This is a genomic window from Catenulispora rubra (genome assembly GCF_015356825.1).
Lineage (GTDB): Bacteria > Actinomycetota > Actinomycetes > Streptomycetales > Catenulisporaceae > Catenulispora > Catenulispora rubra.
Genome location: NZ_JAACYW010000008.1, coordinates 13158 through 27224, shown reverse-complemented (window position 1 = coordinate 27224; position 14067 = coordinate 13158). Strand labels below are relative to the sequence as shown.

Genomic DNA, 14067 nt, shown 5'->3' with positions numbered 1-14067 from the left:
CTCGCGCCGGTGCGGATCTCGTCACGTGCGCAGGCGGGCCCGCAGCCCGGCCAGCTGCTCGCAGGCGGTGTCGAGCCGGTCGACTCCGAAACCGTCGGCGAGCTCCGGCGCGAGCGGCCGCAGGGCGGCCGACGCAGCGGGGGAGAAGGTTAGGTGTTTTCCATCAAGCACGGCGCCGTCCAGCGCCGAGGCCCGTCGGTTGGCGGCGATCGCGGCCTCGCGGTCCAGCTCAGCGGGCAGGCGCAGGCTGACCTCGCCGTCCCGGACCAGGACCGGATAGCCGCCGGGCAGCCCGGCCGGCCCCGGCAGGTGGGTCGCGCGTTCGGCGCCGGTCAGCAGGTCGGTGATCAGCGTCGCGGCCCCGAGCCCGGTGACCTGGTTGAGTTCGCGCCGCTCCACGCGGCGGCCGGCGGCCAGCAGCGCGCCGACCTCCGGCAGCGCGGTTTCACCCTGCCAGGCCAGCGCCTCCTCGGCCGGGTCGTGCGGCGCGTGCAGGTGGTAGTGGTGGGCCAGGAGCTTCAGCTCCTTCTGGTCCGGCGCCCCGGTGGCGGCCTGCAGGAACGCCGCGAGGATCGCGACGTTGCCGATGCCGCAGAGCACCGGGACGTCGAGTGCCGTTATCAGAGGATTGACGATGTCGGGCAGGCAGGCGTTCACGAACCACGGGGCCCGGCCGCGCCCACCGCTCTCGCCGCGCGCGCCCAGCCGATCAACCGCCCGGCCGACGGCCAGCGCGAACTGCGCCTGCAACGGCACGGTGACGCCGTAGCCGGCGTGCTGGACGAACTCGGTCCAGGGCGACGGATCCGTGGTCCGCTCCCACGGCGACTGCCGGGACGCGCACAGGAAAACCCCGTCCGGACGCAGCTCCCGCAAGACGTCGTAAAGCACTGACTCCGTGAACCCCGGCACCGATATGGGCCGGAAAATCGCAGGTGAACCGGCGAGTGCGGCCCGGGCGGACGCAACATCGCAGATGTCTGCGATCGCGGCGCTGTCGCGCGCCACGACGTGAACTTCGAATGGTGCCCCGTTCGCGGTCGCCAAGGCGTACGCCGTAGCTCTGGCCAAGGAACCGCTTCCGAGCACGACGACAAAACCCTTGTCACCCATGCCCCTGCCCCGTGTGCTGCCCCGTGTGCGAGGTGTCCGGATATGTCATGCGGACGCCACAAATCGCAATAGTGTTCGAACTCAGTGGTCGAACGGCGCCGAGAATACTCGGGGGTATGCGGCCGGGCAAGCCCCCTTTCCCGGCGGGTCCCGGCCTGATAGGAAGGGCGGAACGACAGCCGAGAGAGGACACGGGGTTGGCTGGTCCGTTGGACAGTGAAGCGATGACGCGCGCCCTTTTCACCGGCGCGATGCCGCGATCCGAAGCCGGGGCGCAGTCTGCGACAGTGCCCGCGTTGGTGCTCGCCGCGGCGTTGCGCAGACCGGCCGCGGCCGCGGTGAGCCAAGGCGATCTACGGATTTCGTACGGCGAACTCGTCCGCACCGCGGCGGGTGTGGCGGCGGCGCTCGCGGCCGTCGGCGTCGGTCCGGAGGACCGGGTGGTCGTCTGCGCCGACCGTCGGCCGGCGACGGTCGCGGCGATGCTCGGGGTGATGCTGGCCGGTGCGGCCTATGTGCCGCTGGACCCGGCGCAGCCTGCGGAGCGCCTGGTCAGGCTGTGTCGACGCGCTGCTCCGGCGGCCGTTCTGGTCGACGCGGCGGGTGCTCGGGCGCTGGACGGTGCGCCGGAATCACCGGAATCAGACGGCGGCATCGGCGATACCGGTGGCACCGGGGGCATCGGCGCCTGGAGGCTGGATCTGACCGGCATCCAGCCGTTGTCCACTGCGATCGAGGACATCGGCCCGGGACCGGCCGGACCGGACCACGCCGCGTACGTCATCCACACCTCGGGATCCACCGGCGAGCCCAAGGGCGTCGTGGTCACCCAGCGCGCCCTGGCGGCGCTCGTCGCCGCGACGGTCGAGGACTTCGGACTCACCGAGTACGACAGGACTCTGGCTTACGCCTCTTTCGGCTTCGACGTGTCGGTGCTAGATCTGTGGGTCCCACTGGCGGTCGGCGCCTCGGTGCAGCTCGCCGCCGAACCGGACCGCACCGACCCCGCACGCCTGCGGCGCTTCCTGATCGGCCACCGCGTCACCTTCGGATCGCTGCCGCCGATGCTGTTGCCGCTGCTCGATCCGTCCGACTACCCGGAACTCAGGACCCTGATGACCGGGGACGAGGCACCGCCCCCGGAGCAGCTGGGCCGCTGGAGCGCCGACGGCCGCAGGTTCTTCAACTGCTACGGCCCCACCGAGACGACAGTCCAGGTCACGGCGTTCGAGGGGGTCGGCGACCACCCGGGGCCGCTGCCGATCGGCCGTCCGCTGTCCGGCCACCGGGTGCACGTCGTCGACGAGGCGCTGGAACCCGTACCGCCCGGAACGCCGGGCGAGTTGCTGATCGGCGGCCCAGGGCTGGCGCGCGGTTACTTGAACGCCGCCGGGGTCACGGCGGACCGGTTCGTCCCCGATCCGTTCGGGTCCCGGCCCGGCGCCCGGCTCTACCGGACCGGCGACCGGGTGGTTCAGGACCCTGACGGCATGCTCACGCACCTGGGCCGGATCGACCGGCAGATCAAGATCCGCGGCCAGCGAGTCGAGCCGGGCGAGGTCGAGACGGTGCTGCGGGCGCATCCGGCGGTGGTTCAGGCTGCGGTCTTCGCCGTCCCGGCGGCCGGTGGGCACGAACTGCTTGCCGCCGTCACGCCAGCTGATGCTTCGACCGACGCGCTGTCGGCGGTCGACGTGCGGGCCTGGTGCGCCGACCGGCTGCCGACGGCGTTCGTGCCGTCGCGGGTCGTGTTGCTGGACCGACTGCCGGCGACGGCTTCGGGCAAGGTGGACGCCGCGCGGATCGCGGCGCTGGAGCGGGCCGTCACCGAGATCACTACGACGACCGTCACCGAGATCGCTACCGAGACTGCCACCGGCCCGGACCTCCGCGAGCCGGAGCTGCTCGACATCGTCCGCGACCTGTGGTGCCGGGCCCTCGACGTGCCCCGCGCCGCTCCCGACGACGACTTCTTCGACGCCGGCGGCCACTCGCTCACCGCGATGCGGCTGGTGGCGGCGATCCGCGACCGGCTCGGCCGGGAGGTGGCCGTCGAAGAGGTCTTCGACGCCCGGACCCCGGCGGGCCTGGCGATCGTCGTGGCCGAAGCGCCGGGCACGGTGATCGAGCAGATCAGCACCGGTCACCCGCCGGCGTTGTCGGCGGGGCAGCGCCGGGTTTGGTTCATCGACCAGTTCGCCCCGGACAGCGCCGCCTACAACATCACCATGTCCGAGCGGATCCGCGGTGCGCTCGACGTCCCCTCGCTGGGCCGCGCGCTGCGGGCCGTGACCGAACGCCACGAGCCCCTGCGCTGGCACTTCCCGATGCTCCAGGGACAGCCCTCGGTGAGCGTCGATCCGCCCACAGACGTGCGGCTGCTGGTGCAGGACCTGGCCGGATTGCCCGAGGCCGAGCAGCGCGCACAGATCGACAGTGCCCTGACCGGCGAGGCCCGGACCCGTTTCGACCTGGCGACCGGACCGCTGTGGCGGGCCCGGCTGCTGCGGGTCGCCGACGACGACCACTACCTCCTGATGACGGTGCACCACGCGGTCTTCGACGGCTGGTCCCAGGACCTCCTGTACCGGGACCTGGGCCGGATCTACGCCGGCGCCGAGCCGCCCGCGCTGCGCGCGAGCTTCGCCGACTATGTCGCCTGGCGCGAGCGCGGCCGCGGCGCCGCCGATCTCGCGTGGTGGCACGATCACCTGGCCGGCGCGCCGTCCCACCTGGACCTGCCGCGCGACCGGCCGCGTCCGGCGGAGCAGACCTGGCGCGGCGCCCGAGCGTCGGCCCGGCTCCCGATCGGCGTCCATCGCGGGGTCCGCGCACTGTCGGCCCGCCTGGGCACCACCCCGGCGACCATCCTGCTGACCGCGTTCGCCGAGCTGATGTCGCGGGTGGCGGACCGCCGCGACCTGGTGATCGGCACTCCGGTCTCCGACCGCCGGCACGCCGCGTTCGAGGACCTGATCGGCTTCTTCGTGGACATCGTCCCGCTCCGGATGCGCCTGGACGCCGACGCGGACTTCGCCACGGCGGTCCGGGACTGCCGCGGCGAACTCCAGGCCGCGCTGGCCCATCCGGGCGCCACCCTCGACGAGCTCGTCAGGGATCTGCGACTGCCCCGGGATCCGGCGCGCGGGCCGCTGATCCAGGTGCTGTTCAACGTCTTCAACTTCTCCCAGCCTCGGCTGGAGCTTGCCGGAACCCGCAGCGAGCCGGTCGTGCCGGCGCTGCCGGGTTCGCTGTTCGACCTCACCGTGTACCTGGTCGACGAGGACGACGGCTGCACGCTGACCTTCGTCTACAACCCGGACCTCTACGACGCCGACCGCATCAGCAGGCTGATCTCCGGCTACCAGCAGCTGCTCGCCACGTTCACGGACGATCCGTACGCCGCGCTCACCGCCGCGCCGCTGCCGGATGCGGACGCTCTCACCGCAGGCTTGTCCGATCCGCCCCGGATCATCGGCTCCGAACCGGCCCGGCCCGACGCGCGGCTGCGTACCGGGGCCGATCATGTTCCGGCCACCGCGACCGAAGGCGTGGTCGCGACGGTGTGGCGGGAGGTGCTGGGCCGCTCGGACGTCGGGCTGACCGAGAACTTCTTCGAGGCCGGAGGGGATTCGCTGGCCATCGTCGCGGTGCAGTCCCGGCTCGGCGCCGTCCTCGACCGCGAGATCCGGGTCGTGGACCTCTTCCACCTTCCGACGATCAGGTCGTACGCGGCCTTCCTGGACAACGGCTCGGACACCGGGGCGCAGGACCGGGCCGCGGAACGGGCCAGGATGCGGCGCGACGCCGGGCGCGGACGCAACGCCGCCCGCCGTGGCGCGCGACTCACCGAGAAGAAAGACGACTGATGGCCGATCAGACCACGTTCACCCCGACCGCGGATCCGGCGGATCTCGCAGCCAAACGCGCCACCGATCTCGCTGCCGATCGAGCCGCCAACCGCGCTGCCGATCGAGCCGCCAACCGCGCTGCCGATCGAGCCGGCAGCCGCGCCGCCGACCGCATCACCGGTCTTGCCGCCGATTTCGCCACCGATCCAGCCGCCGACCTCGCCGATGCCCTCATCGACGCCGGCTACTCGCCCTTCTTCGGCACCCCCTGCGGCGTCCTGGCCCCGCTGTACTCCGAGCTCTCCAGGCGCGCGGGCCTGATCACGGTCCCCCGCGAGGACAACGCGGTGGGACTGGCGGCCGGCGCGGAGCTGGCCGGCGCGCGTCCCGTGGTCCTCATGCAGAACTCGGGGCTCGGCCAGTCGGTGAACGCCCTGGCCTCGCTCGTCGTCCCGTACGGGATCCGGGTGCTGTTCGTGGTCAGCCTTCGAGGTCAGCATCCTGACATGACCCCCGAGAACACCGCCATGGGCAGGCTCACGCAGCCGGTGCTCGACGTCCTCGGCCTGGAGTCCAGGAGGTTCGAACCCTCGGTTCCGGCCCGCTCGCAGATCGCCGAGCTGGCGGAGCTCACCGCCGCGAAGCACTGCTCCGCGGTCCTGACCGTGGCCCCCGACGCCTTCGGGTGGGCGGCATGAACAAGACCACGGCGGTCGCGGCCGTCATCGAGGCCTTCCCCGAAGCGCCGATCGTCTTCACCACCGGCTACACCTGCCGCATAGCCCGGCACCTGCGCGACACCCCGAACCACTTCTACATGGTGGGCTCGATGGGCCTGGCCCCGTCGATCGCGATCGGCATCGCCTTGCAGACCGGGCAGCCCGCGGTGGTGGTGGACGGCGACGGCAGCCTCATGATGAACCCCGTCGGCCTGCTCGTCGCCGGACCGATCCGGGACCTCCCGCTGCTGCACGTCCTGCTCGACGACGGCGTCTACGACTCCACCGGCGGCCAGCCGACCCCGTCCGCCGGCGTGGACTTCGGCGCGTGGGCCCGCGGATCCGGCTTCGGTGAAACCCTCCGCGCCGACGACGAGGACACCCTGCGTATGGCGCTCGCGCGCCACACGAACGTCAGCACTCCGGTTTTCCTGCACTGCCGCGTGGACGCCGACGCGGGTGCGCCGCCCCCGCGGGTCGACGCCGATCTCGCGGATCACGCGGACCGGCTGCGGCGGCACGTGGCAGGGCTCGTCGAGTGAGCTCATGAAACCGTGGAGTAGCCTGCCCGCGTGAAGACTCATCGACGCCACATAGCCGGTATCGGCGCGTTCGCCGCGGTGGCGGGAATCCTGCTGTCGGGCTGCGCATCCTCCGGCACGATCGGCTCCGCTGCCGGGGCTGCCGCCGGGTCCTCGACGTCCAGCGAGAGCACCGCCTCGGGTACGGCGTCGACCTCCGCTTCGGCCTCGGACACCGCCTCCGCCCCCGACAGCGCCTCGACGTCGGCCCCCGCCGCGTCGGGCGGGTCCAAGAGCTGGCCCACCGAGCCGCCGATGACCATCGACAAGGCGAAGGCGTACACGATGACCCTGAACACGAGCGAGGGTGACATCGTCATCGCGCTCAACGCGGCCAAGGCGCCGCATACGGTCAACTCCTTCAACTTCCTGGCGGCCCAGAAGTTCTACAACGGCAGCCGCTGCCACCGCCTCACGACGCAGCAGATCTACGTCCTCCAGTGCGGCGACCCGACCGGCACCGGCACCGGCGGCCCCGGCTACCAGTTCCCGGACGAGAACCTGGCCGGCGCCACCTACCCGGCCGGCACCGCGGCGATGGCCAACGCCGGCCCGGGCACCAACGGCAGCCAGTTCTTCCTCGTCTACAAAGACACCACACTGCTCCCGAGCTACACCCCCTTCGGCACCATCACGTCCGGCCTGGACGTCGTGGCGAAGATCGCCGCCGGCGGCGAGGACGACTCCAACGGTGCCGGCGACGGACGTCCGAAGATCAATGTGGTGCTGAACAGCGTGACGGTCGCCGCGCACTGACCGGCCCTCCCCGCGGCCTCGGCCCGGATCGCTGTCGTGTGCTAGCAAGGGCTTCACGCTGACTTGGAGGCCAACGCGGCCAACGCAGGCGACCGGGTGTCGTGCAACCTGCCCAGATGCAACGCGGTGTGCTGGACGAATTCCAGCGCGGTGAAGTACTTCCGCAGGAACGTCGGCTGGTCGAGCACGATCTCGGTCACCGTCACGTTCCGGTTCTGCGGGATGTCGCGCTTCATCAGCCCGATCAGGCTGTCCATCTTGTTCCGCGCGTACGCGTCGTCGTCGGAGTCGCGGAACAGCAGGATGCTGTGTCGCCGATCGGGGCCGGTCTCGGTGCAGTGCATGTTCGCAAGCTTCGGCAGACTCATGGACCAGTTCGGTGAAGCCAGCAGGATGATGTTCGCGTCCTGCGAGCGGAGCGCGGTCTCCAGTGCCGCCTGTTCCAAGGCCGGGGTGAAGTCGGTGGCCAGGTCATCAGCCAGAGCGGCGACCTCGGCCCGATGGCCCTGGCTGATCAGCCCCAGCCGGTGGAACATGTCCAGCAGGATCCCGACGTGCCGGCCGACGTGGAGGAGCGGGTAATCCGGGTGCGGCTCGCTCAGCTCCCAGCATGCCACCGAGACACCGGCCCGTCGGCCCAGCTCCGCCAGCTGACCGCCCGGGGTGAGCAGTAGCGTGCGGTGGTACCGACCCGCCAGGGCGCGGAAGGCCCTGACCGACTCCTCCGACTCCTCCGACTCCTCCGCGTGGCCGCCGTCGGAGTTGATGACGAACAGCGTCCCCTCATCGTCCGCCACGGAGCGAGGGACCGTGGACGGGAAGTCACAGCCGTCGACGACGAGCACCTCCACCTCGGCCCCCGAGGCGTTGAGGAACATCCCGACCACATCGGAGACGACGGCGGGGCAGCCCGTCCCTGAGATGACGATGCGGCGGAACCGGCCGCTCGAGATACGTGTTCTCAACTCCGGGGTGACTTCGGCGATGGAGTACTCGTCGGACTTGCGGAAATCGGCCCGGTACCTCTTCTCGAGGAACTCGGCGTACCGATCGAGGCGTGCGGACATAAAGGGTTCTTCTCTCTGCTGCGGGATCTCGGCCAGATGCCGCGCCTGCGACGATCCTTCACGGGCTCGGCATCCGAGTCCCGTAGTCGGTCCAAGTCCGTACACCCGGTCGGTCCGGTTCAGCGAGGCCGCCACGGCACGACCGCCGACGTCCGCCGCTGGTAGTCCGCGTACTCCGGGTAGCGCGAGAGGCTGATGTTCTCGGTGAAGCGGGTCGAGCCGATGAACAGCGAGGTCAGCAGGATCGCGCCGACGATCGTCCAGGGCACCGCGTGGGCCGCGGCCACGCCGAATCCTGCGATCGCCCACCACTGCGCCTGCTCGAAGAAGAAGTTGGGGTGCCGCGAGTAGCGGAACAGGCCGGTCGTGACGAAGCGTGCCGAGGGCTCGCGGCCGGCGTCGAGGTCGGCGCGCTTCGCCTGCTGGAACCGCCACTGCTGCTGGTCCGCCACCGTCTCGCCGACCAGGAATCCGGCGAACAGCACGGTCAGGGCGCCGTCCGCGACGTTGAACGAGGTCCGGTGCTTCAGGGCGGTGTCGGCGGGGAGGGCGATCAGCAGCAGGATCGCGTTCTGGTACAGCGTGATGAAGAAGGCGTTGAAGAGCTGGAACTGCCATGGCGCCATCCGGCCACGCAGCACCCCCCACCGGTAGTCCTCGCCGCCGCGCGTGTAGCCACCCTTGCGCGCGAAGTTGAAGGTGAGCCGCGCGCCCCACAACGTGACCAGGACGAACATGACGTTCAGGCGCGCGTCGTGGAAGCCTGCCGCGCCGGCGAAGATTCCGGTGTAAGCGAGGGGGACGAGCGACCAGATGCGGTCGACCCACGAGTACTCCCTCGTGAGGACCGACATCAGCCAGGTCGCGAGGCAAACGCCCGCGTATACGTACAAGCAGATCCTGATCACGTCCATGGGCTGACTGTAAGGTGCCGCAGCCTGGAAGGGCAGTACCGCTCAGTCTTACGATCAGGTATGGCCGACGCGGTGAACCTCCCCTTTAGGGAGCGCAAGATCGACGTCTTCTTCGCGGTCGTGTTCTCGGCGTTCGTGGTGACGTCCTGCATCAGCGACCTGCTGCCCACCGTCGGTGTCGACTTCTCGCACCCCGGCGGCAACTTCTTCGTCCGCTCCAACTACTGGTACGCCCACGACGCCGACCCGCTGTTCATGCACCCGCCGGCCTGGATGCGGATCGTGACGGGCCTGTCGGCCTTCGTCTACATGCCGTTCTACATCCTGCTCGTCATGGCCCTGACGACCGGCCGGAACTGGATCCAGCTGCCCTCGGTGATCTACGCGACGATGATCGTCACCCTGACCGGCATCGTCGTCTTCGGCGTGGAGTTCTTCGGCGAACAGGCGACGCGGACCGGGAATCCGGCCAAGTTCTTGGCTTTCAACCTGCCGTACGTGCTCGTTCCGCTGCTGCTTCTGGTGCGGATGCGCAAGCCCTCGCCGTTCACGCGGAGGTTCTGAAACGGGATGGCGCCGCCACCCGGTGGGGTGGCGGCGGGCTGACGGGACTCAGTGCGTCACACGTAGTGCACGTACAGGTCGTAGTCTCCCGGCCCGTCCCAGCTCGCCGGGTAGACCGTGTCGCAGTAGTAGTAGTCCCACTGCCCGGCCTGCTGACCGGCGTAGCCCGAGGAGGCGCAGGCATCTCCGTGCGTGTAGCTCTTGTAGAGCACGTAGCCCGGTGCGCCGCCGGCTTCGGCAGTGCCGGCGGTGAGGGTGATGAGGGGGTCGCGGCGAGCGCGGCGACCCCGAGCATGGTGGCGATGCGTCTCATGGTCTATACCTTTCCCGCGCCGTCGCGACTCAACGCGGTGCCGGACACTCGAGACCGTTTCGTTATCAGGGGTCTGATATCGAGTCGCGTGCCACGGTCGTGTCGCACCGTGTTGTTTTTCGTTAGTAAAAGTTCTTAACAAGAGTCTCGACAGGCGCCGGAGCCGGAATTACGGTGTGCAGGCAGCGGTCACATGAATGAACCATGTTCACACTCATGAACTGCTTCGGCAGATCGACGCCACCGGTCCGCCGACCCCCTTCGTCGATGAGAGGGCACCATGAGACGCATCTCCCCTTTGCGCGGATCACGCCATCTACTCCCGGCGGGCATGGCGCTCGCGCTCGCCGCCGCCGCGGCGTTGGTGACGATCGGCTCGTCCGCGAGCGCCAGCCCGAGCGCCACCGATCTGGCCTGCGGCCGGCCGGCGAGCGCGTCCTCGAACTCCGGCACCGCCGGCAACGCCGACGACTGCGCCTCGGGCACCGTCTGGCAGAGCGGCACCAGCAAGCCGCAGCAGTGGCAGGTCGATCTGGGCGCCGCCACGAGCGTCGACCATGTGACCGTGACGTGGGGCGCCGGGTACGGCACCAACTACAAGATCCGCACGTCCCCGGACGGGTCCAGCTGGCACACGGTCGTCGCCACGACGAGCGGCCACGGCGGTACCGAGACCCTCGCGCTCCCGGCGGGCACCAGCACGCGGTGGATCCAGCTGTACCTGAGCCAGTACGCGGGTACCGCGGGCTTCACGATCGACGAGGTGGCCGTCTACGGCACGCCGGGCGGGTCCACGTCGTCGAGTTCGAGTTCGCTGCCGAGCACGCCTTCGACGACGCCCACCACAACGCCCAGCACAACACCCTCGACCACGCCTTCGACGACGCCGTCCACGACACCCTCGACCACGCCTTCGACCACGCCGTCCACGACGCCCGGCGGCCACACCTGGAACGTCTCCACCGCGGCCGAGCTCACCACCGCTCTGGCCGGCGTGGCGCCCGGCGACACCATCGTGCTGGCGGCCGGGAGCTACGACGGCGCGTTCTACGCGACGACGTCGGGCACGTCGAGCAAGCCCATCACGATCACCGGTCCCCGCACCGCCAAGCTCTCCAACAGCGCGTCGGGCTGCGACCCGAACGTGCCGCCGCCGATCGCCAACGATGTCTCCTACTGCGGCTACGGGCTGCACCTGAACCGCGTCTCCTACTGGCACCTGAACGGGTTCGCGGTCGACAACTCGGCCAAGGGCATCGTGCTCGACGGGTCCAGCGACAACGTCCTGAACGGCGTCGAGGTCTCGGGCATCGGTGACGAGGGCGTGCACTTCCGGGCCGACAGCTCGGACAACCTGATCGAGAACTCCTTCATCCACGACACCGGCAAGGTCCAGCCCGGCTACGGCGAGGGCCTGTACTTCGGTTCGGCGGAGAGCAACTGGGACAAGTACGGCGACAGCTCCGGCCAGGACCGCAGCATGGACAACCAGGCCGTCGGCAACTCGTTCGGCCCCAACATCGGCGCCGAGCACATCGACATCAAGGAAGGCACGACCGGCGGTCTGGTCCAGGGCAACACGTTCACCGGCGGCGTCTCGGGCGAGAACAGCGCCGACTCGTGGCTGGACGTCAAGGGCAGCGGCTACACGATCATCGGCAACCACGGCGGCTACGGCAGCGGCGGGGTCCTGGCCGACGGGTACCAGGTGCACCGGATCGTGGCGCCGTTCGGCTGCGGCAACGTCTGGAAGAACAACGACTCTGACCTCGGCGGGGTCGGCGACTACGCCGTCAACGTCACCGACCAGTCCGACTGCGCCGGGAACCCGAACGTGGTCTACAGCAGCAACACGGTGACCCGCGCCGTGAAGGGCCTGACCAACATCACCGTCACGGCCGGGGGCTGACCGCCTCGCCGGTCGGGGTGCCGCCGGTCGGGGTGCTGCGAGTCGGGGTGCTGCGAGTCGAGGTGCTGCGAGTCGAGGTGCTGCGAGTCGAGGTGCTGCGGGTCGGGGTACTGCGATAGGACTGCACAGCGATGCGCAGCAACCGGCCCTCGGTGTCGGTGAGCGGCCGGCTGGTGGACCAGACCGCACGCAGGCGACGGCGCAGATCCATTCCCGTCACCGGGACGTCCACGAGCCGGCCGCCTTCCAGGTCGCCGCGCACGGTCAGCATGCTCATCACGGCCGGACCGGCGCCGTCCGCGACCGCGGCGCGCATGGCGGCGTTCGCGTCCAGGACCATCAGGGGCTTGGCCGGAGCGGCCTGCGCGTCGGACAGGACACGTTCCAGCGTCTCCCGGGTGCCCGAACCGCTTTCCCGCACCAGCAGGCGCGTGCCGGCCAGCTCCGCCGGGCCGACCGGCTCGGGCCGGCGGGCCCACGGGTGATCGGGGCCCACCACGACGACGAGCCGGTCGGTGCCGACCACGCGGGAGGACAGGCCGCGGGGCACGCTCGGCGCCTCGACGAACCCGAGCCCGACCTCCCCGGCGGCGGCCAGCTCGGCGACCTGCTTCGAGTTGGTCATCCGCAGGCTGACGACCACGTCGGGCAGCTGCCGCCGCAGCGCGCCGATCCACCGGGGGACGAACTGCTCGGCGAGCGTCATGCTGGAGGCCACGCGCAGATCGTTGTCCAGGTCGGCGCGCAGGGCCGCCGCGCCGACCAACAGGGCGTCGAAGCTCGCCACGACCTTCTCGGCCCACTGGCACACCGCCTTGCCCTCGGCGGTCAGCGCCGACCCCCGGCTGTTGCGGTCCAGCAGGCGCAGGCCCAGGCGCCGCTCCAGTTGGTCCATCCGCTTGCTCGCCGCGGGCTGGCTGATGCCCAGCTTCTCGGCGGCCCGGCCGATACTGCCGAGCTCGCCGACCATGGTGAGCAGTTGCAGGTGGCTGAGCTCGGGGGAGGTCATAGCGGGCAGACTATCTTCCGCGCTGCTCAGGCTTCCTGCTCAGGCTTCCTGCTCAGGCTTCTTGTTCAGCTCAGGCGAGGAACCTGAGCAGCTGCTCGTTGACCTCCTCGGCGTGGGTCCAGCACAGGCCGTGGTCGGCGCCCTCGATGGGGACGTACTCGCTGCCCTTGATCTGCTCGTGGGTGCGCGGGCCGGTCGCCTCGACGGGCAGGATCCGGTCGGCGGTGCCGTGCAGGACGAGCACCGGGATGTCGATCTTGGGCAGGTCGGCCCGGAAGTCGGTGGTCCAGGTGGCCACGCACGCGATGGTGCCGGTGGGGGAGGCGGACACCGCGGTGTTCCACGAGTCCTGCACGGCCTCGGCGCTGATCCGCTTGCCGAGGTTCTCGTCCAGGTTGAAGAAGTTCTTGTTCCACTCGGTGAAGTACGCGAACCGGTCGGCGGTCAGGGCCGCGGCGATCTCGTCGAACACCTCCTGCGGCGCGCCGTTCGGCGTCTCCGGGGTCTTGAGCAGGTACGGCGGCACGCCGGAGATGATCACCGCCTTCCGGATCCGTGCCGAGCCGTAGGTCCCGAGGTAGCGCGCGATCTCCCCGCCGCCCATCGAGTGCCCGGCCAGGTCGACTTCGGCGAGGTCGAGGGCGGCGAGGAGCTTGTCCAGGTCGGCGGCGAACGTGTCGTAGTCGTAACCGCCGGTCGGCTGGCTGGAGCGGCCGAACCCGCGCCGGTCGTAGGTGACGACCCGGTGGCCGGCGGCCAGCAGCGCGCGCTCCTGGCGCTCCCAGGCCCGGCCGGAGAGCGGGAATCCGTGGATGAGGACCACGGGGCGTCCCTCGCCGTGGTCCTCGTAGTAGATCTCGATGGGTGCGGAGTTCTCTTCGCCGACGGTCACGTAGGGCATGGCGTTCTCTCCTTCTGGGGCGGTGCTCGCGCGCCTGATGTCGCGCTCCCGCGGCCAATCCTGGCCCGCGGGCATCTGGGCCGGTACCGGCCAATCGGGAATGCGGCGATAACACGGGGTTATGGCCGGACACGCTGGAGCAGCCCGAGTCAAGACACTGAGTCAAGACTAGGTAAAGGGTCCTTGACGGCTTGTGTTGGAAGTTGTTCGCTGACGTTCTGTACAACGTTGTAAAGGCGAACAGATCACGACAGCATCGTCGCCCGATCGTCTCCGCACCCGCTGGCTGTCCTGGCTCGGAAGGAGAAGCCTGATGCCCGTCCACCGCCATCGGCCGCCCCGTACGCCATCCCGTCGACCCCTGCGTTTG

13 protein-coding genes are annotated in these 14067 nt (G+C 70.1%); 6 read left to right on the top strand and 7 right to left on the bottom strand.

Annotation, left to right across the window (positions count from 1 at the left end; translation table 11 throughout):
• Positions 1-21: 21 nt before the first annotated feature.
• On the bottom strand, positions 22-891 hold the full coding sequence (locus GWK61_RS04565; RefSeq protein WP_194905261.1) for a potassium transporter TrkA: 870 nt from the start codon (positions 889-891) through the stop codon (positions 22-24).
• 446 nt (positions 892-1337) lie between these two features.
• Between GWK61_RS04565 and GWK61_RS04560 the strand changes: the two genes are divergently transcribed.
• Genes GWK61_RS04560 through GWK61_RS04550 form a run of 3 tightly spaced genes read left to right on the top strand, consistent with a single transcriptional unit; the run spans position 1338 to position 6225 of the window.
• A complete protein-coding gene (locus GWK61_RS04560) occupies positions 1338-4982 on the top strand; it encodes a non-ribosomal peptide synthetase (RefSeq protein WP_228561742.1) in 3645 nt (1214 codons plus the stop codon).
• Entirely contained in the window at positions 4982-5662 is a 681-nt protein-coding gene (locus GWK61_RS04555; protein WP_194905359.1) for a thiamine pyrophosphate-binding protein, read from the top strand. Before GWK61_RS04560 ends, GWK61_RS04555 begins: the two co-directional genes overlap by 1 nt.
• Complete coding sequence (locus GWK61_RS04550; protein WP_194905259.1) at positions 5659-6225, top strand: thiamine pyrophosphate-dependent enzyme; 567 nt, start codon at positions 5659-5661, stop codon at positions 6223-6225. The genes GWK61_RS04555 and GWK61_RS04550 overlap by 4 nt, the downstream gene beginning before the upstream one ends.
• Before the next feature lie 38 nt (positions 6226-6263).
• Here the strand turns inward: GWK61_RS04550 and GWK61_RS04545 are convergent, their stop codons facing one another.
• Positions 6264-6563 carry a hypothetical protein gene (locus GWK61_RS04545; protein ID WP_194905376.1) on the bottom strand — a complete coding sequence of 100 codons (300 nt, stop codon included), beginning with the start codon at positions 6561-6563 and terminating at the stop codon, positions 6264-6266.
• On the opposite strand from GWK61_RS04545, the gene GWK61_RS04540 reads away from it, so the two are divergent.
• A complete protein-coding gene (locus GWK61_RS04540) occupies positions 6550-7020 on the top strand; it encodes a peptidylprolyl isomerase (RefSeq protein ID WP_228561741.1) in 471 nt (156 codons plus the stop codon). The two genes, GWK61_RS04545 and GWK61_RS04540, sit on opposite strands and share 14 nt — an antisense overlap.
• A 53-nt stretch (positions 7021-7073) precedes the next feature.
• Here GWK61_RS04540 and GWK61_RS04535 read toward each other — a convergent pair whose 3' ends face one another.
• Both GWK61_RS04535 and GWK61_RS04530 read right to left on the bottom strand, forming a co-directional pair.
• A complete protein-coding gene (locus GWK61_RS04535) occupies positions 7074-8087 on the bottom strand; it encodes a hypothetical protein (protein ID WP_194905255.1) in 1014 nt (337 codons plus the stop codon).
• A gap of 119 nt (positions 8088-8206) precedes the next feature.
• A complete protein-coding gene (locus GWK61_RS04530) occupies positions 8207-9001 on the bottom strand; it encodes a DUF1295 domain-containing protein (protein ID WP_194905253.1) in 795 nt (264 codons plus the stop codon).
• Between the two features lie 60 nt (positions 9002-9061).
• Here GWK61_RS04530 and GWK61_RS04525 point away from each other — a divergent pair, with 60 nt between their 5' ends.
• Complete coding sequence (locus GWK61_RS04525) at positions 9062-9565, top strand: EXPERA domain-containing protein (RefSeq protein WP_194905251.1); 504 nt, start codon at positions 9062-9064, stop codon at positions 9563-9565.
• Between the two features lie 56 nt (positions 9566-9621).
• On the opposite strand, the gene GWK61_RS04520 is transcribed toward GWK61_RS04525, so the two are convergent.
• Positions 9622-9777: a hypothetical protein gene (locus GWK61_RS04520; RefSeq protein WP_194905248.1), complete on the bottom strand. Its 156-nt coding sequence runs from the start codon at positions 9775-9777 to the stop codon at positions 9622-9624.
• A gap of 381 nt (positions 9778-10158) precedes the next feature.
• Between GWK61_RS04520 and GWK61_RS04515 the strand changes: the two genes are divergently transcribed.
• Positions 10159-11787 carry a discoidin domain-containing protein gene (locus tag GWK61_RS04515; protein WP_194905246.1) on the top strand — a complete coding sequence of 543 codons (1629 nt, stop codon included), beginning with the start codon at positions 10159-10161 and terminating at the stop codon, positions 11785-11787.
• Here the strand turns inward: GWK61_RS04515 and GWK61_RS04510 are convergent.
• Together GWK61_RS04510 and GWK61_RS04505 are read right to left on the bottom strand one after the other, a co-directional pair.
• The gene (locus tag GWK61_RS04510) at positions 11771-12796 is read right to left on the bottom strand and encodes a LysR substrate-binding domain-containing protein (RefSeq protein ID WP_194905244.1); all 1026 of its coding nucleotides are present in this window, start codon (positions 12794-12796) and stop codon (positions 11771-11773) included. The two genes, GWK61_RS04515 and GWK61_RS04510, sit on opposite strands and share 17 nt — an antisense overlap.
• Positions 12797-12866: 70 nt before the next feature.
• Positions 12867-13697, bottom strand: coding sequence for an alpha/beta fold hydrolase (locus tag GWK61_RS04505; RefSeq protein ID WP_194905243.1), 831 nt, complete (start codon positions 13695-13697; stop codon positions 12867-12869).
• Between the last annotated feature and the right edge of the window lie 370 nt (positions 13698-14067).

Excerpts from the sequence above, each read along its gene's own strand:
- GWK61_RS04510 (WP_194905244.1), bottom strand. The coding sequence starts at position 12,796 with ATGACCTCCCCCGAGCTCAGCCACCTGCAACTGCTCACCATGGTCGGC.
- GWK61_RS04535 (WP_194905255.1), bottom strand. The coding sequence starts at position 8,087 with ATGTCCGCACGCCTCGATCGGTACGCCGAGTTCCTCGAGAAGAGGTAC.
- GWK61_RS04530 (WP_194905253.1), bottom strand. The coding sequence starts at position 9,001 with ATGGACGTGATCAGGATCTGCTTGTACGTATACGCGGGCGTTTGCCTC.
- GWK61_RS04505 (WP_194905243.1), bottom strand. The coding sequence starts at position 13,697 with ATGCCCTACGTGACCGTCGGCGAAGAGAACTCCGCACCCATCGAGATC.
- GWK61_RS04525 (WP_194905251.1), top strand. The coding sequence starts at position 9,062 with ATGGCCGACGCGGTGAACCTCCCCTTTAGGGAGCGCAAGATCGACGTC.
- GWK61_RS04550 (WP_194905259.1), top strand. The coding sequence starts at position 5,659 with ATGAACAAGACCACGGCGGTCGCGGCCGTCATCGAGGCCTTCCCCGAA.
- GWK61_RS04515 (WP_194905246.1), top strand. The coding sequence starts at position 10,159 with ATGAGACGCATCTCCCCTTTGCGCGGATCACGCCATCTACTCCCGGCG.
- GWK61_RS04540 (WP_228561741.1), top strand. The coding sequence starts at position 6,550 with ATGACCCTGAACACGAGCGAGGGTGACATCGTCATCGCGCTCAACGCG.
- GWK61_RS04560 (WP_228561742.1), top strand. The coding sequence starts at position 1,338 with ATGACGCGCGCCCTTTTCACCGGCGCGATGCCGCGATCCGAAGCCGGG.
- GWK61_RS04555 (WP_194905359.1), top strand. The coding sequence starts at position 4,982 with ATGGCCGATCAGACCACGTTCACCCCGACCGCGGATCCGGCGGATCTC.